Genomic DNA, 25,959 nt, shown 5'->3' with positions numbered 1-25,959 from the left:
CATGGATGACCGCATGGGCTCCGGCACGGAGACCTTCGCGGCCGCGTCGGGACCCGCCTCCGGAGCGCTGGTGCGGAGAGAGGCGTACGTCGCGGGTGGGCTGTCGATGCGGTGGCATGGGCGATCGCACAACGAAGCAAGGACATGCCGGCGTGATCCCCTGGGCTCGCGCGTGCCGATCACGATTGTCGTCTCGGTGGCCGAATGGCCATCGAGAACGTTAGATCCCGCGCCCCGGCACACTCTTGTACGAACGCGCCGCTGTACGGACGCACCGCGCGAGTGATGGGTGTGCGGCGTTGTCCGGTGGCTGCGATTCGTGGCGGGATGCGAGCCGTGACCTCGGCCGGAGACGGGTGGTTCGGCGCCGGCCGAGATCGCGACGGTGTCAGGGCGTGGGCTTCTCCTCGTAGCGGGGTGCGTCGTCGTCGAGGACGCGTTGCCACGCGCGGTGGAGCAGGGTGGGTGCGGGCTCGCGGGGGACGATGGCGCCCAGGATCGGGGTGCCGACGATGCCCATGGTGGCCATGGGGTCGAAGAAGGGAAGCTTCCAGGTCTCGAGCGCGGCGTATGGGGCTTTGTTGGCGGTCCAGGGTCCGGGGAGGAACAGCGAGCGGCCGGCTCGGGCGCGGCGGGCCCGGAGCACCAGGTCTTCACGCTCGGTCAGTTCGGTGGCGGCGGCGGTGAGGCGCGGGCGCTTCCACCCGGTCCAGCGGGCGACGTTGCGGTCGGTGGGGTCGGGGAGGGCGAGCAGCATCAGATAGAACGCGGCGGCGTCCGGTGCCAGGGAGAGGCAGGCGGCGACTTCGGTGACGAGATCGGGTACGGATCGGGTGGGGTCTTGCGGCCACCAGGTGCCGTCGGGGTCGCGCTCGCCGGCGACCGGATCGCCGGGGTCCGCGAGCGAGGCGGCGAAGTCGGCGTCGTACACCCGCCGGAAGGCGGTTCCGCGTTGGTAGTCCTGGGCGAACTCCGGCAACGTTGAAAGGAGAAGGGTCAGGTAGGGGTCCCGACCGTCCGCGTCCAGGAGGTCGGTACGTACGATCGGGGAACTCATGATGTTCGGATGAAGATCCCAATCGAGGCCGCGCGTCATCACGACGGCTCCGTGCCTTTCCCACACCTCGTCGGTCTCGGTCGGGGGACCCGCCGCCGTACGGAACGCGCCCAAATGGGCGTTGTGATCGAGGTCAAGCAACGTGCCCGGTTCGGCGAGGCGTTCCCGCAGGAGTGTCAGAGCAACGGGTAGCGACGCGCGCAGGGCGTGTCCCGCCGGGAGTCGGTGCGCCAGCCAGCTCGCCACCGAGACCAGCGCCGGCAGGATCTCCCCGCCGAACCCCGTTTTGTCATCGTCCTTCCAGGGACGAAGTCGGCTGCCCCTGAGCACTGTCCGGGTGCGAGTGCGAGCGAGGTCGGGGCTCTTGGTCGGGTCGAGCAGGGCGCGCAGCGCCAGCATCGTCGCGGTGAGGCGGCCCTCGTCGCGCCACAGCAGATTGGGCATCGCCGCCGTGGCCTCGACCAGGAGATCGTCGGGGATGGGCTTGAGCCGGCCGACCCGACGATTCCACAACTTTGCTGCGGCGGAGACGTCCACCCCGTCGGTCCACAACCGTTCCGGGTCCTGCGGGAGGAGTGCGGTGACCAGTTCCGCGCGTGTGGTCGGTGATGCCAACCGCACGATCTCGTGGCGTGCGAGCCGGGCCTCTCCTTCCTTCAGGCCGAGCAGTCCACGGAGTTCGGCCGAGGGGAAGTCCGTGTCCTCCACCTCGGGCAAGCCGGCGACCACCAGCCGAGAGGCGGCATGACCGATCCCGGTGACTGCGTGCAACTCGTCCGCGCCCGCCTGATCCCACGCGAACGGCGGGCGCCCGTCTCGCAGGGCCGGATGGGCCGCGGCCGCGATCGCGGCGAGATCCAGTTCGACCGAGGAGTCGACGCGATAGGCCGAGGGCAGCTTGAACTCGCCACTCGGATCCCGGTGCAACGCTTCGAAGTCGCAGCCGTAGTTCTTGGCATCGCGGCGCACCTCCAACGGAACCGACGCCCCCGCGACGAAGAGAAACGCTCCATCCCCCAACGGCAGTACGCCACGTGAACTCGCGGCGTCCTCGTTCTCCCATCCGGCATCGGTGAGCGCTTCGCGGCGCACGTGCACGGTGACGCGACGCCACGTTCCGGCGCGCTCCCCGGCCGGCCCCAGAGCATGGACGAGGTTCAACAGGCGATGCAGCGCGTCTCGTTCGGCGGCGGAGGTCGTCGGCGCACACGCCCGCACGCCGATCGCGGGAGCGGCGGCGACGAGATCGGGCACGGATATCAGTGAGGCGGGAATCTTTGTCCGTCCGATGTGCAGACGGACGTCGGCGTCGTCGGGGGCCTTCGAATCGGTCATGTTCTCGCGCAACGTCGCCGCCAGCACGCGTAGTTGGGCACACGCGCGCGGATCGTTGAGGGTGAAAACGTCGGGCCGTGAGATTCCGCGCCACAGGGACAGACCACTGAGAGCGTGCGCGAGCAACCTGTCCCCCGGGTCGTCACGCGGGTCGTCGGCCTCGTCCGGGGGCCCGTCGCGCAGGTGTCGGGTCAAGCGGTCGGCCACGGACCGCATCGAAGTCTGCCGTTGCTCGACGAAGCGGATGACGCGCGCGACTCCGGCGGCGAGCGTGTCGTCTTCGACGCGCGGGATCAGTCGGCGCACCCGCGCGGGAAGCGCGGCGTCGTCGGCGTGCGCGGCGGCGTCGAGCAACGCGGACGCGGTGGCGTGATCGATCTCGCGCAACGCGGCCGAACCCGCCGGGTCGCGCGGTCGCATGAGGTGCCAGAACGAGGTCGGCGGCAGCACGCGGCCCTCGGACAGGAACGCCGAGTCCGCCGTCGCGGTGATCACACCGTCGGGATCGACCACCGCGCGGTAGCCGAGCCTGTGTCGGATCAGGCCTCGGGGACGATCGTCGCCGGGCAGGGTCAGCGCACCGAAGAAGTCGATGGTGAAAGGTCCGTCGAGGACCGTTCGCGAAATGGTGACCGTGCGGCCCGCCAGGTCCTCACCACGCAGCAAGCCGCCGTCGATCTCCGTCACCCGCCAGCCGAGCAGGCCGTCCACCGGCACGCCGACCGGAGTCGCCTCGTCGGACGGGGCAGGGCGTACCCAACCGGGCTGGGCATCCCACGCGAGTCTCGGACCGACGTCCGTGAGCAGGAAGGGCGGCGTCGCCTTGTCGCGCCGTGCCCCCGTGGCGGGATCATGAGAGAACCACAACGAGGACCCGCGGTCCCAGGCCCACAGCGAGACGCCGTCGCCACTCACGGCGGCCTCCCTCGGGATCGTGGTGTCACCCATGCGCAGGATCCCCCGACCGGTGAACCGACCACCTCCCGGAAACGGCAGGGAAACCTCGCCGCGGCGACGTTCGAACTCATCCGTGTCACCGGTCAGGGAAAGCGGCGGATTCGAGTCCTCGCAGACCTCATCCTCCTCCTGCGGGAAATGCCAGTATCCGAGCAGCAGGTCTTCGTGCCGCTGTGTCCAGAAGACCAGAAGGGCCCCGTCCACGAAATGGAATCCACGCCGACCCGTCCACATGTCCTCCTGTCGCGAGCGGATTCGGTGCGTCAGGATCGTTCCCCGGGAACCGATTACGCGGGCTTCAGTGCCGTTTGCCACGATGAGATGTGGCCAGGCGTCGAAGAACGCCGGCGGTGTGCCGTCGTGGCCTGCCGCCAAGCTCTCGGCCTCGGGCAGGCACAGCTCGTCGAACAGGCCACCGCGCAAGGTGCGCACGAGTTCCGGGGCCGGGTCCACGGCGCATGCGGCGAACACGTTCTCCGAGGCCAGGGCGAGGATCTCGGGGGGCACCCACGTCAGGTGTCGTTGGGCGTGCGGGAGGTTCGGCAGACCCGCAGGCCACGCGCCGCGAGCCTGCTCACGCACCCAACCCGTCAAGAGGGAGCGCCCGCCCGATGTCGCCGCGAGGGCGCGAAGAGTGCGTCGACCATCGTCGTTGTCATGGATCGGCTGTAGGCCCTTGTAGAGGCAGGCCGCGAGAGTGGGGTGTTCGGCCAGGGCTCGGAGGTCGCGCCGCTCCGGCGCCCTGCTCCAGAGACTCGCGTCGAGATAGCCGATTCCGGGTTCGGTGGGTCTCACCGGGATGTCCAGGGAGAGCAGGAGGTCAACCAGGTCCAGGTCGTAGGTGAGCGAGCCCGTCAACTCCACCGCGGCGCCGGAGGCCGCGAGTTCGCCGCGCAGGCGATCCGCGACCCGCTCCACCAGTGCGTGTAGTCCGGGGAGTCGGGGATCGTCTCCACCCGAGCTCCAGCTCTTCAGGATCCGAGCGAGCCATCCGGCCGTGCCGTCGGTGGGACGTTCCCGATCGGTCACGTTGGGGTCGTCGCCCAGTCCCGCGGTTGCACTCGTCTCCTCGAGGAGCGCTATCCAGTGCACCATCAATGCCCGGTGCTGCTCGATGGGCTTGTCGCTCCGGGGCCAATCGGGAGTGAGGTTCAAGAGGGCGCCCCGAACGGAGGGATCGCGGCGAGCCAGCATCACCAGTGCCTCATGGTGCGCCTCCCACCAACTCACCGGCGCGTCGATGACCGAGGGTAGCGCGAGGATCTCGGCGAGATACCCCTGTTCGCGAACCGGGGCGTCGCCGGCCGCCCGCGCCAGCCGCTTGATCGCGGCGGCCATCTGCGCCGACGGTGCCAGATTCGCCTCGGTACGACTCACGGACACGCGAGCGAAGCGTCGAAAGGCGGCCTCGGGCGTCAGACGCGTGGACAACTCCTTGGAGTACTCCGCCACCGCCTTCGCGGGAAGGACCCCGGCCTTCGCGAACTTCGTGAAGGTTTCGTCCACGTGCGGATCGTTCACCGCGAGCGCGTGCTCCGCCTCGGCCTGACGGGCGGCGGAGAGCCGGCGCGCGGCGAAGGACGAGTTCCCCGCGGCCAGAAATACCCACGCGGCCTGTTCATGGAACTCGGGAAGCAGATGCGCGGCGACGCGGACCAGTTCGGTGGCGAGGTGTTCGAAGGTCTCCTGGGCCCGGGCCGGTCGATGCGAGACGTGCCGGCAGGCCTTCCGCAGTTGCTCTTCCCACTCGGGAAACAGGGCAAGGACGCGTGTGCGGTCGACCGGATGATGGGTGCCCAGCCAGGATGAAAAGGCTTTGGCCTGAAGGGTGTTCACGCTTGTGGGTTCCTCCCGTTCGGCATCGCCCGGTGCGATCCCGGCGGCGACGCAGGGCAGGTTACCGGCGTTTGTCGCTCCGGCAGGCACAGGTGAGCCCCGTGGGAGTGCGCCGGCAACACTGTCGGGATTTTCCTATCCCAGGGCGGCGGTTTCGTGCACCGTGGGAGAGTGTGTGGTTGTTGCGCGAGCGGGTTTCAGTGTGGGCACGAGCAAGCCGGTATGGTCCCGCTGGTTCCCTGATCCGAGGAAACCGCACTGAGGGAACCGAGTTGTGGGGTCGGATGGCCCTCGCGCCGGGTTGTCCTCCTCGGGTTCCGGATTCTCTCTCATGGCTTTGGTGTTCGCGGGCGGTAGCCGGATCCGGCACCACCAACGCCGGGGACGGATTCGCGCCGCGCGGGTCGAAGGTCGAGGACGGCACGCGGCCATCGGTGGCCGAGGCCGGAGGGGAGATCAGGAAGCGGGTCGCCGGTCCCCGCCACACGGATCTCCATGACCGATGCACCTTGAGTCGGAACCGAAATCGGCGGCCGTCGAGTCGGGCCTGCCGGAAACCCTCACCCCATCAGGACACATCATGAGCATCCCGCGCCCCTCCGCCGACGACGCCTATGCCACCGCCATCACACACCGGCTGGAGGGTCGGTCCGAAGATGCCATCCACTGGTATCGCCAAGCGGCGGAAGACGGCCACACCGACGCGATGTTCTGGTTCGGCGGGCTGACCTACCAGGGAGGCGACGTCGCGGAAGGCAAGCGCTGGTTCCGTCGCGCGGCCGCAGCGGGACATGCCGATTCGGCCAACGAACTCGGGGTAATTGCCTATGGATCAGGTGATACTCACCAGGCCGCGGGGTGGTACCGCAAGGCGGCCGACGCCGGACACGTCAACGCCATGATCAGCCTCGGCGACCTGCTCCACCATCGCGGCCGTGACGACGAGACCGTCGTCCTTTGGCGCAAGGCCGCGGCGGCAGGCGCGAATGGCGCGATGTACGGGCTTGCCATGGTCGCGACCGAGCAGGGCGACACCGCGGAGGCGAAGAGGTGGTACCGCAAGGCCGCCCAGGCCGGAAACAGCGGCGGCATGTTGCAACTCGGTCTGCTTCTCCTCGATCAGAACGCGGCGGAGGGGGAGGCCTGGTGGCTGCGCGCACTGGACGCAGGTGAGTCCAAGGCGCACTACCACCTGGGCAAGCTCTACAAGGAGCAGGGCCGTTCCGAGGAGGCCGAACCGCATCTCCGCCGGGCCGCCGACATCGGCCACCCCGGTGCCGCGTCCACCCTGGCCGACCTTCTCCAAGACGACGGACGGAGCGAGGAAGCTGAAACATGGTACGGCAAGGCAGCCGACGAAAGCACGATCAGGGGCATGTTCAACCTCGACTCTTTCTCGTCGAACTGAACCACCGGGAGAAAGGCCAAGCCCGCTGCCACGAGTCCGCCCACAATGGTGATTTCGTGCGCCGCGCGCCGACCTGCCTCGGTCCCAGTCGGGAGGCATGGACGGCCTCGCTCACGGCGACGTTATGGAGGCGATCTCGACGACGGGTGTTCCAGCCACACGAACGTCTCCGGGGCGATCAGCGCAATCGAGGGGCCGACGCGCTGCTGCAATCCGCGTTGACGCCGTCGACGTCGGGTGACCGCGGCCGACCCCCCGGATTCGGTACGCCAACGCCCAGTCCGCCGTGACATCGCGCGGTCGGCCCCGGGCCACCGCACCGCGGTTCGGGACGACGATGCCTCACGGCGGCGTGCCGTGCGTCCGCGTGCTCCAATGGGTCCGTGATTGTACTCTCCGCAACCGAGTTGCTGGTCCGAGCGGGTACGGAGGCGGTCGAGGCAGCGAATGCGGGGGTGCCGCCCGACTTGGAGAGCGGTGCGATCGGCGAACTCGTGGTGGCGATGGACTACTGGCCCTTGATCGAATCCGCCGTGGCCTTGGAGCGGGCCATTCGAGAGAGCCGCGACCCGGCTCTGATGCCGTTGTGGGTCGCGTTACTCGCCGCTGTCCGCGACATGCCCGCGGATTGTGCGCGCTGCCTGCCGTACCTGGTCGTGGATACCGTGGCCTCCCTCGACGAGCCCGGGGTACTGGCCGCGCTGTCGGGCGTGTTGTCCGACGCCGGTCGAACGCCGGATCTTCGTCGTGCGGCCGCGTCGGCACTGGGCGTCCACGGTGATCCGGCCGCGGTCGAGGGTCTGCGGGCCGCGTTGGTGTACGCCGACTCGGACGACGGGGAACTGCGGGCTTTGGCGCTGGAAGCGGCGATGACTCTGGCCAAGCTGGGCGACACATCCGGATCGAGTCTGTCCGTCGCCGCTCTGCACGACGAGTCGCCCCTGGTCAGGGAACTCGCCGTGCGGGCCCTGGATCTGCTCCGCCCGCCGGGAGCGGTCCGATTGTGGGCGGAGGCCCTGTGCGATCCCGACAACCATGTCCGCCGCTCCGCGATGTGGGCCCTCGTCGACGTCGGCACCCCCGAGGCCGTCGAACTCGTCCTGCCCCTCGCCGACGACCTGGACCCCGATCTGGCCGAGAACTGTGCGGTCCTGGTGGGGCGTCTCATCGGTCTGTCGATCGATCCGGACGTCGACGATCCGCCCAACCGTGCGCAACTGGCCGCCGCGTGGCGGCAAATGAACGACACGAGCGACGAGGGGCCGCGCCCCGGCGGCGTCGTCGAGGCAACCTGACGGAGCCCGGGGCGGAAACGCAGGAGGCTCGACGGGCGCCGGTCGGTGTGGTCTCCGAGGCGGTTGTTTCGCGTCGGACTTCTGTGACGGCCGGTCACCGCACCACGCGGTGATCCCGGACGGTCGGCCCACGGCGAGCATGTCGGGCCCGTACCCGACCGCCGCACCCCCGGATTCACGAGGTGCAGTCCGCGTTGACGCGGATGTAGCCCTCGGAGAACGCGGCCGAACGACCCCCAGGATTCACCACGATCTCGCCGAACGCGTGGTGGACGAACTCGTCGTTCGCGGAGTGAACGGCGACACAACCATGCTCACGGTCCGCGCCGGATCGCCCCGGCGCCTGCGCGGGACCGGCCGACGCGCGCGTCGACCGCCGGACGTTGCCACGACGAGCCGAGCCGTCAACGCCTGCGCACACTGCGAACCAGGTCGTCGGCCGCGTCCCCCCACAGACCATGGTCGAAGGCGAACCCCGATGCGAGCAGGCGACCGGGGACCACGCGCCGACTCTTCAGCAGCAGTTCGGTGTCCGAGCGCAGCGCGTACGCGCCGACCTCGGCCATCCACTTCGTCGCGGGAAGGCCGATCGGCACTCCCCACGCGGTACGCAGCGCGCGCATGAACGCGCCTTGCGGCACGGGATTCGGGGCGGCGATGTTCACCGGACCGGCGAGGTCGTCCCGTTCGATCAAGAACTCGACCGCGCGCACGAAGTCGCGCTCGTGGACCCAGGACACGTACTGCGCCCCACCCGCGACCGGTCCGCCCAGGCCCAGTCGTGCCAGCCGCAGCAGGACGTCGAAGACACCGCCGCGGTCGGGGCTCATCACCATCGCGGACCGCAGGGCGACCTTTCGGGTGTCGGGGGTGTCGGCCTGCTCTTGGGCTCTTTCCCACGCCTGGGCGATCTCGACGCTGAAACCCCAGTAGGCCGGCGCCCCGGGTTCAGCGCCGCCGACGACACCCGTCGCCTCGTCGTTGGGGGCGTCGAACCGGTGGGCGTAGATGGTGGCGGTGCTCATCTGGAGCCAGACCCGCGGCGGTCGGGCGGCGGCCGCGATCGCCTCACCGACGACCCGGGCGGAGCGTACACGCGAGTCCATCATCGCCCACAGATTGTCCTTCGTATACCGGCAACTCACGCTGCGCCCGGCCAGGTTGACCACGACGTCGCTGTTGTCCACGGCCTCGGCCCAGGCGCCCAGCGTCTCGCCGTCCCAGAGAACCTCGTTCGCGCGGCGCGGGTTACGGGTCAGAACCACGACCTCATGACCGGCGGAGGTCAGCCCGCGGGTCAGGATCGCGCCGACCTGCCCGGTTCCCCCGGGTATCACAATCCTCATGTGGCTCCTTGCCTGGGAAGGGATCATCCTCGCACCTTCGTGGCGCTTGTGGGTCGGTGATGAGGGCTGGGGAATGCCGACCGAAGGAGCACCTGCACGGCCAAGGGACGGCCATGAGGGTGGGCGTCCCATGCGTGGTGACGAACCGGGTCAGCCCCTGGAAGCGTGCGATGCCGAGCAGTCAGCGCCGCCACTCGATGGGCGGGGACGTCGAGTCCGGCAAACGGTAGACGACGCCGTCGAATGACGCGGCGGCCGGCAGCAGGAATGTTCTGCAGTCCGTGCGCACAGTGCCCTTCGTGAACGAGGTGAAGTCGGACGCCGGGCACTTCTCGAGTCCCTCGAGCAGCACGGTGGGCGAGACTCGTTGTGTGTGGTCGGCCAGGCCTCCAAGGTGGGATGCCGGTGCGGCGAGGGACAGGTCGCTGTCCGAGAGATTGATGTAGGAGACCCGCACGTAGTACGGGGTTGCACGGTGTTGTTCCTTGGTCAAGGAGTATCCGCCTTGCACGAGATCTTGGATCGATCCCTTCTCCACGCCGATGGGAGTGATTCGTACGAGCCCCCTTCGGTCACCGGACGTGAGGCCGGCGACGGCTGATTCGCCCATCTTCAATCGGGTGCCGGCCTTGGTGACCGCGGTGTCGTCGGATGAAGCACCACCCGAGGGTGCCGACGACGCGGTTTCGGGCGAGCCGGTCGCGAAGGCCGACGGCGAACCAGGCGACGCGTCGGAGGGGGAGACGACGGCGCCATCCCTCCGATTCGCCCGAGACGTGTTTTGCGCCCCGTCGGCTCGCTCGCCTCTCCCATCGGCCGACTCCCTGCCGCCTCCGTTCCTCTCGCAGCCGAGGACAAGCACGCCCAACGCGGCGACGGAGAGGATCACCGCAGTCCGTACGTTCATACGCCATGGTCAACGCCGACTCGAGGGCGGACGCTAGGAGATTCACGCCGGAACACGTGGCCCCGTCCTCCGCGCAGTCGAGTGCTGCTGCGCGCCGCGGTGCCGTCGGTGGCGCGGGGCGGCCTTCGACGAGGATCGCACCGGCTTCGGGCAGTGCGTCGGCGACCCGGGTGCCGGGGCTCGGTTTGACTTCGCCGGCAACGCCGACTTCCGGACCAGGTCCGACAGGGGCCGACGCGGGTGATTTGCGCGTCGTGGGCATCCACCTGCCGGATCGACGCGAGCGAGTCGACGCGACCGGGTCGACGCCATCCCGGATCCGACTCCGAACCTAGCCGCGCCCGCCGGCGGTCTCGGTGTCCTCGGTCGGTCGCACCACGCGGTAGTGCGTGGTCAGGCGGCTCGCGTCCCAGACGTTGAAGGTCAGCATGGGCGGTAGCAGCGGGTCGATGTGGCCGGCGTCGTCCCCGCGCTCCCATGGCAGCCGCACCGTGGAGATGATGCCGGGCGCGAGGAGGAGAGGCTTGCCGGCGAAGGTCGTGGCGGCGGGGCTGTGCACGTGCCCGCACAGCAGCGCTGCGACATTCGGGTGCCGCACGACCAGTTCCGCCAAGTCCGTCTCGCCGAACTGGCGGATGACGTCGAGCGTGGGGATCCGGAGTTCCACCGGGGGATGGTGGAACGCAATGAACACTGGTACGTCGGAGGGGGTTTCGTCGAGGACGCCGGACAACCACCCCAGCGTTTCCGGCGCGAGCAGGCCATCGTGTCGGCCCGGGATCGACGAGTCACACATCGCGTACACGGCGGACTCGGTTCGCAGCACCTGATTGATCGGGCTGTCGTCGTGGGCGGATTCGCCCAGCAGGCCTGCGCGGAACGGGCCCCGCACGTCGTGATTGCCCGGGCCGATCAGGATCGGGTGCCGGGACGCGAGGAGGGCCCGGGCCGTGTCGTATTCCGCAGGGGTGCCGTTGTCGGCGACGTCACCGGTGACCAGGATCGCGTCCAGGTCGTAAGGCAGCGCCTCGAGATGATCCATCGCCGCGCGAGTGCGCTCGACACTGCGCGCGCCGCCGTCGAAATGGGTGTCGCTGAGATGGGCGAACACGATCATGCTGTGGGGTCCTTGGGTCGGGGAAGGTGGCCGTGTGGTCGCGGCCGTGACCGGACCACCGCGAAGCCGGTGCCGCGCGCCGAACCCTGGGGCATCGTGAGGTTTCGGCGAGAACGTGGGCAAGCGGCGGCATCGCGGGTACGGATCCATCGGTGTCGATGGCAATCGGCGGGCCGAGGCCGAGGGCGAACCGAAACGCTCGGCCGAACCGCCCCTGCGTCCCACTCCACCTCCTACCCGTGGTAAGCGAGCAAGGTCTCGATTCGACGCCGTGCCCGGGCAAGCCTGGCCGCGCTCGGGGCGACCCCGAAAGGAGAATCACGACGTCGGCACGACCGGTCGGCGCCTTCACGAACCGGCGACCCGTGTGGCGACCGCGCGCAGCCGTCGACGACGCGCTACGTCGTCTTGCGGTGGCGACCGGTGCCCTCTCCGAGTGGCCCCGGGCGCCCGGATGCGTCAGGCTGCCGGCCCGGAGCCGGGTCACCGCCGAGCGCCATTTCCTGAGCATCGGGGTAGAGCAGCCGTGCGGCTTCGGTGTAGTTCGCCACGACCGCGAGCGTGACCCACTGGAATCCATCCCACTCCAGCACGACGCGGGGCGCGTCACGATCGACGTGTGGCGCGCGAGGAGGTCCGGTGAGGTGCATCATCTTGCGTTCACCCACCGGACGGAGCCGCTTCTCGCGGCGGGCGGCCCAGTGGTCCAAGGGTTCGTTGTTGTCCACGTGCACTCCATCGTGATCGCATACGCCCCGACAGCCTTCGGGGCGCTCCTGATCGACGCGTGACCAGGGCCTGGACACGCTGCCATCGGCTTCGAGTCCGCGCGGTCGCGACGGCGGCCGCTCGTCGAATACCTGTCCCCACGACAGGAGCAGCTCCTGCACGGGACCGTTGTCCCCGGCCCCTGCGGTCTGCTGGGCGTATTGTTCCGCATCACGCCGGAACACCTGTGCCGTTGTGGTCGGTTGTCACGTCCGTGTCGTCACGCAGCCTGGTGCCGCCGTCTCGTGGCAGCGCAGATGCGGCCATCGCGTGGTCGGGTGTCCGGGCCGGTCGCCGATCCAGGAGCCAGTGCGTTCAGTCTTCTCGGCACAGCGTCGTTCGGCTCTCGCACGCCGAGACGGGCGTCCGTCTCATTCCGCGCCGTTGATTCCGGGTAGGTCGAGGATTTCGAGGAAGGCCGTCGCTGCGGGCGTGGGGCTGACGCGGCTCCAGACGACGTACTCGACGCGAGTAGGCGCGTCGACGACCTCGATGGCGGTGACGCCGGTGAGTTGTGGCACGTAGGTCGAGGGCAGCATGGCGATGGCGAGGCCCTGTTGGACCAGTCGAGCCATCATCGAGTCCGCGGTCGTTACCTCGAAGGCGACATCACGGCTCAGACCGGCGGCGGCGAAGGCCAGGTCGGACTGGGCGCGTCCTGGCGCTCCGGCCGGCAGATCCACGAACACCTCGGAGGAGAGCCTGTGCAGGTCGACGGCGGATTCGCCGACCAGGGGATGACCCGGTGCGACGACTGCCACGAGTCGGTCCCGAGCGAGTTCGTAAGCCTGAACGCCCTGGAGTCGGGCCGTGGTCGGCAATCCGAGGAAGGCCAGATCGATTGCTCCTTCCCGGACCAACTCGGCGAGTTCGTCACTCGCACCCACGCGCAGGCTGATGCGCACCTGAGGATGCCGCTGGTGGAAGTCGCGCATGGTGCCGGGGATGTCGACCGCGGCAACGGTGGGGATCAGTCCCACGGCCAGCCGTCCGCGGATCTCGCCGACGGCTGCGGCGACCTCGGCGACAGCGCGCTCGGCGGCGTCCAGGCATTGACGCGCAAGCGGGAGGAACGCCGCACCGGCCGGGGTCAACCGCACCCGGCGGCTCGTGCGCTCGAAGAGTCTCGCCCCGAGTTCCTTCTCCAGATGCGCGATCTGATGGCTGAGAGCCGACTGCACGACCAGGCAACGTTCGGCGGCCCTCGTGAAGTTGTTCGTCTCGGCGACGGCGACCACGTAGCGCATTTGCTGAAGTTCCATTCATCCATCTTGAAACGAGATGGATGGGATGACAAGCATGTCTTGGACTCATCGACGGTTGCCGTCGAGACTGGGGACATGACCAGCGCAACCACCCGAGGGGCCGGCGGTCCAGCGTCACCGGTTTGACCGAACTCGCCCGGCGCGAGGGACCGATCACACTTCGGGCAGGCCCGAGACCGCTTCGGGTCCACAGAAATCGCCCGTCATGCACGCATTGCTTGCCACTCGCGGCGATCGGCACCGCAAGACTCCGGTCTCGCATGACGCGAAACACCGTTCCACGATCCGTGCTCGGCCGCCGCCGGCCCGCTTCACCGTGCCCCGGAACGACTCGCGGGCTGGAGCACGCTCGCGGGCGAACGAATCGTGGCTGTAAGTCCGGCCGTCAACTCGAAAGGACGAGTCGATGATGAATGAAACGCTCGTGGAAGACCAGGCGGTCACCGCCGTCGAGATGTGGTTCGATCCGCGCTGCCCTTGGGCCTGGATCACCTCGCGTTGGCTCTTGGAGGTCGAGCGAGTGCGATCCATCGAAACGCGCTTCCACGTGATGAGCCTATCCGTGCTCAACGAAGGGCGGGAAGTACCGGATAAATACAAGAAAGCCATGATCGAGGGTTGGGGACCCGTGCGCGTCTGTATCGCAGCGAAACAGCATCACGGCCCCGAGGTGCTGAGGTCGCTCTACACGGCCATGGGAACCCTGATTCATCATCACGATGCGGGCCTGGGACGAGACACGCTGCTTGCCGCACTCGCCGACGCCGATCTGCCGTCGGAACTCGCGGAAGCGGCGGGGACGACGGAATACGACGCGGAGCTGCGCGTCAGTCACCACGCCGGCATGGATCCCGTCGGCGGCGAGGTGGGTACTCCCGTGATCCACGTCCCCGGGCTCGACGGCAAACGCATCGCGTTCTTCGGTCCGGTGATCTCCCCTGTCCCTCGCGGCGAGGCCGCCGGGCACCTTTGGGACGGCGTCCTCGCGGTGGCAGGCACCGACGGATTCTTCGAACTCAAGCGCACTCGAACCCGTGATCCCATTTTCGACTGATCCAGGCGAAAAACGCGGTCGCGTGATATATCCCCGAACTGTCTCGCGAGAGGCTGCCATCTCGAGCATTACCGGTCGGATCCGAGACCAGAGGAAATGATCCGCGATCGAGGAGCGGTGAAAATGAACACCAATGCAGCGGCTTCGGAAGGGTGGCCGGCATGAATAGCGGCCGACTGCTGCTCACTGCGGGTGTGACAGCGCTGGCGCCGGCGATCTGGGGAAGTACCTACCTCGTGACGACCGAGTGGTTGCCCCCGGATCGCCCACTATTGGCCGCCACGGTGCGATCGTTGCCCGCGGGATTGATCCTGCTTGCCTTTGCCCGTACCCTGCCGACCCGAATATGGCTCTGGCGTGCCCTGGTGCTCGGAACACTCAACATCGGCGCATTCCTCTTCCTGCTCTTCGTCGCGGCCTATCGCCTGCCGGGGGGCATTGCGGCCGTGATCATGACGGTACAGCCGATGTTCGTACTGATCCTGGCCGCGCTGTTCCTGGGTGACAAAATACGCCTCCTGCATGTTCTTGCCTGTTTTCTGGGCACGGGTGGCGTCGTGCTGCTCGTGTTCAAGGGATCGGTGGGTCTGGATTTCGTGGGCGTCGCGGCGGCGCTCGGCGGTGCGGCCTGCATGGCTACCGGGATCACATTCACCAAACGGTGGGGACGTCCGGACGGAATGGGGCTCCTTCCCTTCACGGGTTGGCAACTCGTGGTTGGTGGGCTTGTGTTGCTTCCGTTCACGCTGGCGGTCGAAGGGTTGCCCGCAACCGTCACGAGAGCCAACATCATGGGCTTTGCGTACCTGATCTCCCTGGGTGCCGTCATCAGTTATGCGATCTGGTTCCGCGGCATAGAGAAACTGCCCGCGTTGGCAGTCTCCTTCCTCGCCATGGGCAGTCCCGTCGTCGCGACCCTTCTCGGATATCTGTTCCTGCACGAGACGTTGTCCATCATGCAGATGGTGGGAATTGTGGTCATCATCACCGCAGTGCTGCTTGCGCAGCCCCGACCGATCCGGTCGCCGGAGTCGGCTCGCCGCGCGCGTCCCGGACGCCGAGATGGTGCCGCCGAAACCGAAGCACGCCGAGGGGTCGGCATCGATATCCGTGACCGGGGCTGAGCCCCGAGTCGATGGCGGTTCGTTGCCCGGGTACGCCGAACTTCCCGATGGGATATGCGCGCGCGGCGCCGGTCGACGGAAAGCGAGCGTGATGCTCCGAGTGTCCCCCGGTCACCCATTCAAGAATATCGAGGACGAGACATGTCGAAAGTAGAAGAACACCCGGTCTCGGGTGTACGAGGATGGCTGGGCGTAGCCGCGATCACGGCCAGTTTGTTCGTTTTCCTCACCACCGAACTCATGCCTGTCGGCCTGCTGACGCCGCTGAGCCAGAGCCTGGATATATCCGTGGGCGTCGCCGGACTGATGGTCACCTTGCAGGGCATCTCGGCCGGGTTGGGCGTGCCTTTCCTCGTGGCGTGGACCCGACGGGTCAATCGGCGCGTGTTGCTGTCCACACTGTTGGCGATCCTCGCGTTGGGAAACCTGGTCACCGCCGTCTCACCGAACTATGCGCTCATCTTGACGACGCGACTCATCATGGGTTTCGCCAGCGGCGTCTTCTGGGCCATCGGCGTGAGCATGGCGATGCGTCTGGTTCCGGAGCGTCACGCGAGCCGGGCGGCCGCGATCGTGATGTCCGGGATCTCGATCGCCACCGTGGTCGGCATACCTCTCGGAACCGTCGTCGAGAGCCTGACCAGTTGGCGAACCACCTTTCTCATCTGGGCCGGTCTCAGCGTGCTGGTGTTCCTCGCGGTCACCGCCTTGGTTCCGTCCCTGCCATCGGCGAACGCCGTCTCGGTCCGGGAAGTCTTCGGGCTTCCGCGCAGAAACGTCCGCTTGCGTCTGGTGTTGTTCATCGTCGTGTTCTTCGTCCTCGGACATTTCGCGGCGTACACCTTCGTGCGTCCTTTCCTGGAGGAGCACACGTCGGCCACCCCTGCCTTCGTCACCGTGGTGCTGATCATCTTCGGCATCGGAGGTGCCGTCGGGAACTTCGTGGCCGGACACACGGTGAACAAGAACCTGAGGACCAGCTTCGTCATCGGATGCGTGGGACTCGTTACGTCGCTGCTCTTGCTGCTCGTCACCGGCGGCACGAAAGCGGGCACGATCGTCGCACTGATCCTGTGGGGGATTTCCTTCGGCGTCGTGCAGTTGTGCCAAGTCAACATGACGCTTGCCGCGGCGCCCGAGACATTCGAAGCCGCGATGTCCCTCAACACCATGGCGTACAACACGTCGATCGCGCTCGGTGCCCTTTTCGGTGGACTCTTCGCCGACAACATAGGCGTGACAAGCGTCGTCTGGTTCGGCGTGGCGCTGATAACCGCCTCGCTGATCATCAGGATCAGCACCGGTCGGAAGACGCCGAGCACCGTATTGGATGACACCCTGGCCACCGGGGCGTAATGCGGGCGCCGGCGACGGACGCCGGCTGGTCACCACGGCGAGCGACCCTGATCGACGCGCCCGGTCAGGACGCGGCCTTCGCCGCCGTGGTGATCAGTTCCGGGAGGGTTCCGGTGAAAGCGTCCAACAGGCGCAACGCGACCACCCAGGCCTCCGGGTTGCCGTCGAGATGGTCGCGGACGAGTTGTGCGACGACGGCACGGGCGTCGGGGTCCTCGTATATCCGGAGAGCCGGCAACCCGACGACAGGGCGGCCATGTTGCAGCAGTTCACTGGCGGTGAACCGAGCCTCGGCGAGAGCGTCCGTCACCCAGACGTCGCCGGATCGCAGCGTGCGGCGGGCGATGCCGCGCAACGTCGATGGGGAGGTCGGGCTGCTCTTCCGGGCCGGAGTGAGACTCCGGCGGCCTTGGCGCAACGTGGCGGGACAGCCCGGAAGTTCGGCGAGACGAGGGAGCAGATCGTCCTGGAGATGACCACGCTCGTACGCGGCCTCGACGACGGACCAATCCCAGCGGTACCCCTCGTTCAGGAGTTGAGGCAGCGAACGTGCCGTCGTGCTGCGCAGGCGCTTGGCGAGGCTCTCGGCGGACTCGGCGTCTCGGACGTGCTCGCGCAGTGTTCCCAACGCGGTCTCCGAGTCGGGTTCGGCGATGAGCGCGGTGATGAGCGCTGTGGTGGTGTCCGGGAACCAGTGGGGAAGCTTGACCGTGTCCCGGCCCGCACGCTCCCACTGGCCCAACGCCATCTTCAGTTGTAGGTGTCGACTGTTGATCTTTACCACGTCGAGTGCGGCCGCGAGGAGGTCCGGGTCGCCGGAGCCGACGAAGGGCGCCAGCCACTGCCGCTTCGGCAGCGCACTCGGGGGGAGCAGCTCTGCAAGCAGTGTCGGTGAGAGTGCGAGACGCGTGCCGTCCGGACGAGCCTGCTGCGGGACGCCTTGGACCAGGTCCTGGAGCAGACGACCGTTCGCGTGGATCTGATAGATGAGTCCGGCGTTCACCTCCGGGTCGTCGAGAGCCGCCAAGGGAGCCACCGCCTCGGGGGGCAGCCGGCGATGACGGGCGGTGAGGGCGAGTTCGCGGTTCGGGCCCCGGGCGATCAGCTCGATGAGCCGGGCGGGGCGCCATCGGCCGTGCGCCGTGACGTCGTACGCGGTCCGGCCGTCCAGGTGCGGTGCCAATGCGTGCAATGCCCCGTCGTCGGCGGCGTCGGTGAGCGTGACGAAGGCTTGACGGACCACGTCGAGGCGCGGTGTCTCGGTGTAGCCGGGAGTGTCCGCCGCCGCAGGCCACGGTGCGAGGGCGTCGTCGGTCGAAACCGCCTGGCGAACCCCTTGTTCCACCAGTTCGGTCACCGTGCCCCGGAATCGGTTCAGGTTCTCGGCGACGGCGCGCCACGCCGCGATGTCCGTCCCGAGCCTGGCCTGGACGAGTTCGGCGAGGCGGGCGTGAAATCCCTCCCACTCGGGCGCGTCAGGGGCCGAGTCGGTCGGGTGGGCGAGTGCGAGCACGACCTTTGCCGGGCGCGCGTGTTCGAACAGGTCCTCTCCGGACAGACCGTGCCCGAGGCAGCGCTCGACCAGGACCGCCATCACCTTCGCCGTGACGCGCTTGGGCGGAAGCTGGGCAAGGGCCGTGCCGGGTGGTGGTGTGGCGGAGGCGCTCAGGAGTTCAACCGGAGAAGAGTGCGTCGAACACAGAGCCATCAGCAATTCGGGGAAGCAGTCGAGGCGTTCCACGAGGGCCTTGGCGGCGTGCGGTCCGAAGGGCGTCTGCGCGTGAGCAACGAGAAGGGCACTCGTGTCGAGTTCGGTCCGCCAGACCAGACTGTCCGCCGCGTCGGCGTACGAGTCCGCACGGCGCAGTTCCTCGATCAGCCCGACGGTGCCCTCGGCCTCGAGCACCGCGGCCCGCAGGGAATCGAGGCCCGTCTCCCCGCCGGACGCTTCGAGGAGTTCGCGAACACCGGGATGCAGGCTGCGACGCAGATGATCCAGGACGACGCGCACAGCGTCCTCGCTGCCATGGGTTCGCAGGGACAGCAACGCGCGGAGCTGTTCGGCACGAGTCAGTCGCGTGCCCAGTTCGTACAGAGCGTGCGTCAGCACGTCGGGAAAAGGGCACACCACCGCGGCCCTGAGGGCGGGACGTCCGTGGGCGACCAGCCAACGACGCAACTCCGTCCACGCGTTTCGCCATTCGGGGCGCAAATCGGCGGCAGCCAACACCCGCCGGCGATCGTGCTTGGTCCACGTCGCCCCCGGGAGCACGACGAACGCAACGCGCGGATCGCCGGTGGCCGTCAACCGGTTGCGCAGGTCCGCGATCTCGGCGAGCGCCTTCTCGTTGTGCGCGAGGGCTTCGAGTCCAGGTACCCAGTGGGACGAGAACACCGCGTCGACCAGGCTGCTCGGCGGGACTCCCTGGGACAGGAGTCGTGTGAACAACGCCGGTTCGCGGTCGAGGTTGTGTCGGTGATCGGCAGCCCGCCCGGCGGCCACGAGCAGTGCGGCCGGTGACTCCGGGCCTGTCCCGTCCCCCGATACGCCGTCGAACATGTGAGGCCCCGTTTCGCCGAGTTGTACCAGTCGCCGTGCGGTGATCGGCATGAACGCGGGCGACTGTAGCCGCCTCCGGGGACACCCAGTGCTCCGCCTGTGGGGAGACACACGACGACCATCCGCTGGGGCGCGCGGTCGAGGTTGCTCGGGACACGTCGACTGCCCTGGTTGTGAGCCTGCCATCGCGTGAGTCGTGCGGCCGAACCGGCTTTCGAGCTCCGAAAAATTGCGAGAGTGCCCTTGAGAGTGGCGGAGGAGAGGGCCCGAGGCAGCAGGCCCCGTGAACGTCCTGGTCCGCTCCGGGTGACGGGTCCTGGTTGTCCGGCGGAGCGGACGAGGGGCGTGGCCGTCGGCGGCCTACGGCCACGCCCGAAAGATCGAGGCTAATCGCATGGCCGCAACCCCGGTACGGGCTGATAGTTGCCCCCTCCGGAGATGTGCGTGGCGGGGAACCATCCCCAGCCCGATTGACCGGGGTACGGCCTGTCAGCCAACGTCCATAGCCACCAGTCATTTCTCCACACCCCGATCGGGGGGTTCTGCCATCCGGTGTATTGCTTCTGGCAGACGAACCAGCTCACTCCGGCGAAGAGCTCGCCGCTCGGGTTGTTGCGGTAATGCCAAACCGTGCCTGCACGATAAGCATTGCAATTGGCCACGGGTACCTTCCGTCCGTAGGGATAGAACGGAAGTTCCACATACTTTGCAGGATTTTTCGGCGTGCAACCGGGTGCGGCCGATGCTTGCCCCGTATTTGTCACGGCCATTCCGCACACGAGGGCGACGGTGGCGAGAAGGTAGACGATCTTCCGGCGAAAATTCATGACTTCCCCTTTGTTGTAGAGGGAAAGATGGATGAGGCTCGGCGCCCGCCCGTTCGAATGACCTGTCCGGCGAACTCCGGTAAGCAAACGATGATCCCGAAGGCCGCCGGGTGCTTGTAAGAAGGCGACGGTTCGTTGTGGTGCGGACAATCCACGAGTACGGCGACTCTTCGAATTCGAGTGCACACTTTGCGATGTGGTGTGGATCGATCGGCCATCGGCTCGTCGACCCGGTCCGTGGCGGTGGCATGGAGCCGAATGGGGAAGCAACTGCCGCAGCGGCGGGGCGCGACAAGGTTGATTGGTGGGGGAGTTGCGTCGTGGTCCGCGCGGAGGGCCGGGTCGGCCGACGGGGTCTCGGCCGCCGCCCCTCATCGGGGCAAAGGCATGAGTCCGGCGAGTATGGCTCGGCCGGTGGTCGCGCTCGTGAGATGGGCGCTGAGGTCGTGGGCCTTCCAGCCGTTGGACACGGTGCTGTCGACCACGGCATTCGTTTCCGTGTCGAACACCGGTCCCAACTTCTTGATGGCGGCGACGACATCGTAACGGTCGTTGATGTTGTGCCAGTTCAGCACAGCGGCCGGCCATTGGCCTCGGCCGTTGCGTCGCGGCGGGGGGCGGAGTCGATCGAGGATCAGCCCCGGCAGGCCGAGCGGCGACCCCAGCGTGATCAGGGTGTGCACCCCACGACCCGGGTGCGCGCAGAGCGTCTCGTAGGCGACGACCGAGCCCAGTGAGTGCCCGACGAGGATCGTGGTGTCCGAGCCGAGGCGCCGCAACACCGCCTCCTGGGCTCGATGGCGGATGTCGTCGTCGTGGAAGTAGCGGGCGACCTGCCGCATGCTGCCCAGAAGGAAGCGCTCGGCGGTGGCTGTCGAGACGAAGCGCGAACGCAGCAGCGCGTTCACGGCACGTTGCGCGGTCACCGGGACCCGGCCTCGGGTGCCCGTGGGGTCGGCCGATTCGACCCGGTCGGGTTCGGCCTCCGCGGCGGCCTGCCACCAGATGTGGAGCAGTGCCGTCTCGTAGGGGTCGACGATGTGTCGAGCCTCGACGCGCTCCTCCGAGCCGCGGATGCCGCTGGGCCGGAAGAGGTCGCCGTAGAAGGCCACATCGACATCGTCGACGGTCAGTCCGGTCGTGCCTCCGGCGGCCGCGACGCCATCGAGCACGGCTCGGGCCAGCCCGTCGCGCAGGCTCCAGCGTCCGAGGTATTGCTTGCCCACGCCGTGGACGATCACTACCCGGGCCATTCTCGTCTCCCGTTCGGCATCAGCGCGTGGATGTGTCGGAACGTCGCGACGAGAGTGAGAAGACGGCGACGGTCGTACCGACACGGACGACCGACCAGACACCGTTCACGATCGTCACGGACGTGATCGGAGCGGACATGGGTCGGGCCTGAAGTTGTCTCCTGCGTCGCAGATCCCAGAACCGCAGGGTGCCGTCCTCGCCGCCTGTGACCGCGATCGGGCGCGTGCCGACCGTTGCCGCAGCCATCGACGTCACCCGGCCGGTGTGCCCGACCATGGGGTCGCCGACCTGTTCGCCGGCGGCGAGGTCCCACACGCGTACGGTCGAGTCGGATCCACTGGTGACCGCGACCCATCGGTTGTCCAACCGCAGGCAGGCGAGCGCGTGAATCGCCCCTGTGTGGCCCGTCATCGGGGCGTCGATCTGCGCACCGGTGGCCAAGTCCCAAGTGCGCACGGTGTGATCGGTTCCGCCGCTTACGGCGATCGCGTGGTCACCGGTATCGACGCAGGCGATGGCATCGACGCGACCACGGTGGCCTGCCAGGCCGTGCAGACGTCGACCCGTGGTGAGGTCGAGGCAGCGCAACGTGCTTTCTCGACCGGCTGCGGTGACCACCGTGGGGTTGCCGTTGACGGTCGCACACGCCAACGCGTGGATGGCCTCGGAGTGCCCGCTCGCGAACGCGAGGCCTTCGGCCCCCGTCTCGGGGTCCCGGGTTCGCAGCCGATTTCCCTCGGCGGTGACCAGCACCGGGCGGGCGGCGATCGTGGTCCACGACAACGCGGTTGCCAGGGTCGCCGGCACGGACGCGGGCACGCCGAAGGGTTCGCCGCGTTCGAGGTCCCAGCAACGCATGGTGTGTCGATCGTCCACGGTGGCGGCGATGCCGCGGCCCCCGACGACCAGACTCGTCACCGCCGTGATCTCTCCGGCGACCGGGGTCTCCTGGGTCGAGGCGGGCGCCGCGATCGCGTCCAGGAACCAGCGTCGCACCGTCCCGTCGTCTCCGCAGCCGACCAGGACAGGCCGTTCGGTTACCTCGGCGCACGCCAGTGACCAGATCCGGCCCGCATCCGGGGCGCGGACAACATGTGCGGGTTCCCCTCGGGTCAGGTCCCACACACGGGCGCTGTCGTCGCGTCCGCCGGTCACGGCAACGGGCCTTCCCCGGATCGTGGCGCACGCCACGGTCCAAACCGGGCCGGCGTGACCGACGAGTGGATCGCCGATCTGCTCGCCACGCGCCGGATCCCAGACACGGACCGTGGCGTCCTCGCCCGCACTCACCAGGATCGGCCTGCGATCGACGATCGAGCCCGCGATCGACAGAACCCATCCCTGGTGACCGGTGAGCGTGCCGATCTCTTCCCGACGGGTGAGGTCCCACAGCCGGATCAGACCCTCGTCATCCCCTGTCGCCACGACGAGTTGCCCGTTGACGGTCGTACACGCGACCGCGTTCACCTCCGCAGGCGGCGCGGCGGTCAGGCGGCTCCCCGGCCGCCGGGGAGTGAACAGGTCGAGCAGGACTCCGTGTTCGAGGTCCCAGACCGCGAGCAGACCGTCCGCGCCACCGGTGACGGCGATGGGACGCCGGTCGAATATCGAGCAGGCGACCGACCGGACCGTGCCCCGATGGCCCCTGAGCGGTGGGCCGATCTCCCGAGTGGCCTGATCGTCCGCGCCGGCTCGATCCGGGTCGGGCTCCCAGATCCGCACGGTCGCGTCGTCACACGCGCCGACCACTACGGGACGGCCGGCCAGGACGGTGCAGGCCAGACCCACCACCCACCCCGCGTGCCCGGTGGGAAAGCTGGTCATCTGCTCGCCGCGGGACAGATCCCAGACGCGAATCACCGTGTCGCTGCCGGTCGTTACCGCAACAGGTACTCCCCGGAGCACCGTCGAGGCGCAAGCCCAGATCGGGCCGGTCCGACCGCCGAGCACATCGGTTGTCGAAGCGGGGAGCGCACCGGCCCAATGCGGCCAGGCGTGCGGCAGGTCGCTCGCCGGGCGCAGTTTGCGCGCCAACTCTTCCGCTCCGTGGTGAACCGCCGTCAGGGCGAGGTTCCAGCGCCGCGTCGAAGGGTCCGAGTCGAGACGGCCGGCGTGAGCGATGCGGTACACGTCCGCGACCTCGCGGGCTTCGCGGGACCGGGCACGGTCGAGGATGGGCAGAATCCTGGCCGGGTCGGCCTCGATGACGAAGTCGACGTCGGTGACCAGCGAATCGACGCGACCCGCGAGCACCGCGTGAGCAGGGAGGTGGTCCAGCAGGTACGGGTCCGCGCGTGACCAGTCGCGGACCCCTTCCGTGTCCTGGGGCACCGAGGCGAGGAGCCCCTCGTACAGACGGTGTTGATCGTCGTTGCTCATTCGGCCCCCTTGATCCCGCCGGGTCCACCGGCCGACTTGACCAAGTCCACGCCGGACTGCGGAGGCAACGAAGGCTCGCCCGTGTACAAGCGGAGTTCCTCGGCCAAAGCACTGTGATAGAGCCGGTACACCGAACGACCGTGGCGGTCGATGTTCTCCAGCACATAGGGCGCGACGCCTTCGGACTCGAGCAGGCGGCTGATCTCTTCGCTGGTGACGCCGGCACCGACGAGTGCGCCGGCGGCCTGCGGCCACAGGTCACCCAGCGGAAGTCCGTCGCCTTGGGCATGTGCCAGAGGCAACAACAGCGCTCGGGCACGATGCGTTTCCTCCGGGCCGAGCTGCGTCTCCATGGCCCAGCGGAATGCCGCTCCGATGGCGTTCCCGGTCGACGGGGGCAACAGCGAAGGCCAACTGCTGCGGTCGGCCCGCCAGAACGCCCGGTCGGGATGGGCCAGCGCGCGGGCGATCAGCCGCGTGGTGAGGTGATTGGGGTAGGTCACTTCGGCGATCTCCATCGCGGCATACCGCACAGCTCGATCCGGCAGCCCCGTGGCACTGCCGGGACCGTGTGGTTCGCGCAGCAACTGCGCCGCGTAGGCGACGATGTCTTCCCTCTCCGTCCATTCCTCGTCGTCGAGGTCCACGTGGGCCACGTGCGGAGGCCTTCGAAGTGCGGTGGGGAAGATGTGCGGCCTGCCGCCGAGGATCAGTCGTAGGCGAGGGGCGCGGACGGCGGCTTCGTGGAGGAACTCCGCGACGATCGCGGCATGTTCGGCATCATTGCCCGCCTCGTCCAGGGAGTCCACGACCACGGTCAAGGGTTCGGTTCCGGTGGCCAGCATGGTGAGGATCTGATCGCGTTCGGTCGCGGTACTCTCCAGGGCGTTCGCGAACGAGGCCAGAATCTGCGCCGGTGTTTTGCCTGCGGCGTGGATGGCGAGATCGATGGCTTCGGGGCGCACGTCGGTGGAACGGACGACCGTGGTGTCCGGGATGCGATCGCGCACACCGCCGTCCGCGAGAGTCACGACACGACCCAGCAGTGAGGACTTGCCCACACCGGGGCCTCCCGCGATCTGGAACACCCGTACATGCGCCTCGTCGTCGCCGCGCAACCAACGAGCCAAGCGCGTCATGACACGCGTACGGCCGGTGAAGAAGTGCCCATCGGCGGCGTGCGTGTCGACGGCGGCGCCGAGTCGGGCGAACAACTCGCGGTCGACCCCGGGCCGGCGGTGCTGGGCTCGGACTCGCGACTCCGCCAGATCGGTTCGCTCCGGCAACCCGGGAATGTGGTGCGGATTCGGGAAGAACGAGAGGTCTCCGCTGTGGATCAGCGCGAGGTCCGCTCGTTGCGGGATGTGGGACCGATCGAGCTCCAGATTGATTGCCCGTACCACCTCCTCCAGGGGGACGAACACGGGCCGCTCACGGACCAGGATCGGAGCCTGGACGACCTGTTCACGAAGGACCTTGACGAGCGCTTGTGCGAAGGCTCCGTCGCGCGCCGCTTCGCCACATCTGGCCGCCGATAGGATCGCGAGTGAATCCCAGAGTCGGCGCTGCCGATGGATCTGTCTGCTGCCGACCAGTTGATCCTTGGCGGTTTGGGCCAACCGGCGAGCCGCGAGTGTGCGTACGGCCTCGCCCGCCATGGCGTCGACCGCGCCGTCCGCGGCGAAACACGTATCGACGATCACCAACAGACGTCGCACGTCCCGGTCGCCCGGCAACTCCACCAGCCTCGAGGTCGGCACCCCGGTGATCCGCACCATCGGACCGGGGCTGGTGGTGCGACACACCAAGTGGTGTGGCTCCTCGTCGGCACCGTGGCCCGCGTGGTAGACGATGAGCGTGTCGTCCGCCGCACACTCGGTGGACAGCCAGGAATCAAAGGCCAGTTCGAGATCTTGGCGACTGGGTGGATCGATCAGCCCCTCGGGTCGATCAACCGGTGGACGATAGCCGAACCCGGCCAGTGTGGCGATTACCTCCAGCACGTCACGCGGAACCTGCGCGAGGTTCTCCCACGCGTCATCGTCGTAGGTAGCCGCACCGATGGCGAACACATGGCGGCGCCCTCCATCGGACGAGACATCGACACTCGGTTC

15 protein-coding genes are annotated in these 25,959 nt (G+C 68.2%); 5 read left to right on the top strand and 10 right to left on the bottom strand.

The genetic code is table 11. The features are described from left to right. Positions 1 to 388: 388 nt before the first annotated feature. On the bottom strand, positions 389 to 5,185 hold the full coding sequence (locus tag ACWCPW_RS32940; protein ID WP_449765215.1) for a DNA-binding protein: 4,797 nt from the start codon (positions 5,183 to 5,185) through the stop codon (positions 389 to 391). A gap of 580 nt (positions 5,186 to 5,765) precedes the next feature. On the opposite strand from ACWCPW_RS32940, the gene ACWCPW_RS32935 reads away from it, so the two are divergent. Together ACWCPW_RS32935 and ACWCPW_RS32930 are read left to right on the top strand one after the other, a co-directional pair. Beyond that, on the top strand, positions 5,766 to 6,593 hold the full coding sequence (locus ACWCPW_RS32935; RefSeq protein ID WP_449765214.1) for a tetratricopeptide repeat protein: 828 nt from the start codon (positions 5,766 to 5,768) through the stop codon (positions 6,591 to 6,593). 383 nt (positions 6,594 to 6,976) lie between these two features. Beyond that, positions 6,977 to 7,888, top strand: a complete 912-nt coding sequence (locus tag ACWCPW_RS32930) for a HEAT repeat domain-containing protein (protein ID WP_449765213.1) — start codon at positions 6,977 to 6,979, stop codon at positions 7,886 to 7,888. Between the two features lie 404 nt (positions 7,889 to 8,292). On the opposite strand, the gene ACWCPW_RS32925 is transcribed toward ACWCPW_RS32930, so the two are convergent. The 5 genes from ACWCPW_RS32925 to ACWCPW_RS32905 all read right to left on the bottom strand — a co-directional run bounded on the left by ACWCPW_RS32925 (position 8,293) and on the right by ACWCPW_RS32905 (position 13,288). Next, a complete protein-coding gene (locus ACWCPW_RS32925; protein ID WP_449765212.1) occupies positions 8,293 to 9,234 on the bottom strand; it encodes a TIGR01777 family oxidoreductase in 942 nt (313 codons plus the stop codon). A gap of 181 nt (positions 9,235 to 9,415) precedes the next feature. After that, on the bottom strand, positions 9,416 to 10,141 hold the full coding sequence (locus ACWCPW_RS32920; RefSeq protein WP_449765211.1) for a hypothetical protein: 726 nt from the start codon (positions 10,139 to 10,141) through the stop codon (positions 9,416 to 9,418). A gap of 331 nt (positions 10,142 to 10,472) precedes the next feature. Beyond that, entirely contained in the window at positions 10,473 to 11,258 is a 786-nt protein-coding gene (locus tag ACWCPW_RS32915; RefSeq protein WP_449765210.1) for a metallophosphoesterase, read from the bottom strand. Positions 11,259 to 11,656: 398 nt separating this feature from the next. Next, positions 11,657 to 11,986: a DUF6087 family protein gene (locus ACWCPW_RS32910; protein ID WP_449765209.1), complete on the bottom strand. Its 330-nt coding sequence runs from the start codon at positions 11,984 to 11,986 to the stop codon at positions 11,657 to 11,659. A gap of 411 nt (positions 11,987 to 12,397) precedes the next feature. Further along, positions 12,398 to 13,288 carry a LysR family transcriptional regulator gene (locus tag ACWCPW_RS32905; RefSeq protein WP_449765208.1) on the bottom strand — a complete coding sequence of 297 codons (891 nt, stop codon included), beginning with the start codon at positions 13,286 to 13,288 and terminating at the stop codon, positions 12,398 to 12,400. A 412-nt stretch (positions 13,289 to 13,700) separates the two neighbouring features. Between ACWCPW_RS32905 and ACWCPW_RS32900 the strand changes: the two genes are divergently transcribed. The 3 genes from ACWCPW_RS32900 (at position 13,701) to ACWCPW_RS32890 (ending at position 16,825) form a co-directional block, all read left to right on the top strand. Continuing rightward, positions 13,701 to 14,345 (top strand): mycothiol-dependent nitroreductase Rv2466c family protein, encoded by a 645-nt coding sequence (locus ACWCPW_RS32900; protein ID WP_449765207.1) that lies wholly within the window; start codon positions 13,701 to 13,703, stop codon positions 14,343 to 14,345. A 161-nt stretch (positions 14,346 to 14,506) separates the two neighbouring features. Next, positions 14,507 to 15,469 (top strand): EamA family transporter, encoded by a 963-nt coding sequence (locus ACWCPW_RS32895; protein ID WP_449765206.1) that lies wholly within the window; start codon positions 14,507 to 14,509, stop codon positions 15,467 to 15,469. 141 nt (positions 15,470 to 15,610) lie between these two features. Next, positions 15,611 to 16,825 (top strand): MFS transporter, encoded by a 1,215-nt coding sequence (locus tag ACWCPW_RS32890; protein WP_449765205.1) that lies wholly within the window; start codon positions 15,611 to 15,613, stop codon positions 16,823 to 16,825. 64 nt (positions 16,826 to 16,889) lie between these two features. Here the strand turns inward: ACWCPW_RS32890 and ACWCPW_RS32885 are convergent, their stop codons facing one another. The 4 genes from ACWCPW_RS32885 to ACWCPW_RS32870 all read right to left on the bottom strand — a co-directional run bounded on the left by ACWCPW_RS32885 (position 16,890) and on the right by ACWCPW_RS32870 (position 25,917). After that, positions 16,890 to 19,385 (bottom strand): hypothetical protein, encoded by a 2,496-nt coding sequence (locus ACWCPW_RS32885; RefSeq protein WP_449765204.1) that lies wholly within the window; start codon positions 19,383 to 19,385, stop codon positions 16,890 to 16,892. A gap of 1,198 nt (positions 19,386 to 20,583) precedes the next feature. Continuing rightward, complete coding sequence (locus ACWCPW_RS32880) at positions 20,584 to 21,465, bottom strand: alpha/beta fold hydrolase (protein WP_449765203.1); 882 nt, start codon at positions 21,463 to 21,465, stop codon at positions 20,584 to 20,586. A 19-nt stretch (positions 21,466 to 21,484) separates the two neighbouring features. Continuing rightward, positions 21,485 to 23,845, bottom strand: a complete 2,361-nt coding sequence (locus ACWCPW_RS32875; protein ID WP_449765202.1) for a WD40 repeat domain-containing protein — start codon at positions 23,843 to 23,845, stop codon at positions 21,485 to 21,487. Next, the gene (locus ACWCPW_RS32870; protein ID WP_449765201.1) at positions 23,842 to 25,917 is read right to left on the bottom strand and encodes an nSTAND1 domain-containing NTPase; all 2,076 of its coding nucleotides are present in this window, start codon (positions 25,915 to 25,917) and stop codon (positions 23,842 to 23,844) included. Before ACWCPW_RS32870 ends, ACWCPW_RS32875 begins: the two co-directional genes overlap by 4 nt. Positions 25,918 to 25,959 lie beyond the last annotated feature (42 nt).

The organism is Embleya sp. NPDC001921, from assembly GCF_053594475.1.
The sequence above is the reverse complement of the archived record's forward strand: the minus strand, read 5'-3'. Positions and strand labels throughout refer to the sequence as shown.

What these genes read in the sequence shown, in the direction of transcription:
- ACWCPW_RS32935 (WP_449765214.1), top strand. Translation starts at nt 5,766, where the DNA reads ATGAGCATCCCGCGCCCCTCCGCCGACGACGCCTATGCCACCGCCATC.
- ACWCPW_RS32925 (WP_449765212.1), bottom strand. Translation starts at nt 9,234, where the DNA reads ATGAGGATTGTGATACCCGGGGGAACCGGGCAGGTCGGCGCGATCCTG.
- ACWCPW_RS32920 (WP_449765211.1), bottom strand. Translation starts at nt 10,141, where the DNA reads ATGAACGTACGGACTGCGGTGATCCTCTCCGTCGCCGCGTTGGGCGTG.
- ACWCPW_RS32915 (WP_449765210.1), bottom strand. Translation starts at nt 11,258, where the DNA reads ATGATCGTGTTCGCCCATCTCAGCGACACCCATTTCGACGGCGGCGCG.
- ACWCPW_RS32905 (WP_449765208.1), bottom strand. Translation starts at nt 13,288, where the DNA reads ATGGAACTTCAGCAAATGCGCTACGTGGTCGCCGTCGCCGAGACGAAC.
- ACWCPW_RS32900 (WP_449765207.1), top strand. Translation starts at nt 13,701, where the DNA reads ATGAATGAAACGCTCGTGGAAGACCAGGCGGTCACCGCCGTCGAGATG.
- ACWCPW_RS32895 (WP_449765206.1), top strand. Translation starts at nt 14,507, where the DNA reads ATGAATAGCGGCCGACTGCTGCTCACTGCGGGTGTGACAGCGCTGGCG.
- ACWCPW_RS32890 (WP_449765205.1), top strand. Translation starts at nt 15,611, where the DNA reads ATGTCGAAAGTAGAAGAACACCCGGTCTCGGGTGTACGAGGATGGCTG.
- ACWCPW_RS32885 (WP_449765204.1), bottom strand. Translation starts at nt 19,385, where the DNA reads ATGTTCGACGGCGTATCGGGGGACGGGACAGGCCCGGAGTCACCGGCC.
- ACWCPW_RS32880 (WP_449765203.1), bottom strand. Translation starts at nt 21,465, where the DNA reads ATGGCCCGGGTAGTGATCGTCCACGGCGTGGGCAAGCAATACCTCGGA.
- ACWCPW_RS32875 (WP_449765202.1), bottom strand. Translation starts at nt 23,845, where the DNA reads ATGAGCAACGACGATCAACACCGTCTGTACGAGGGGCTCCTCGCCTCG.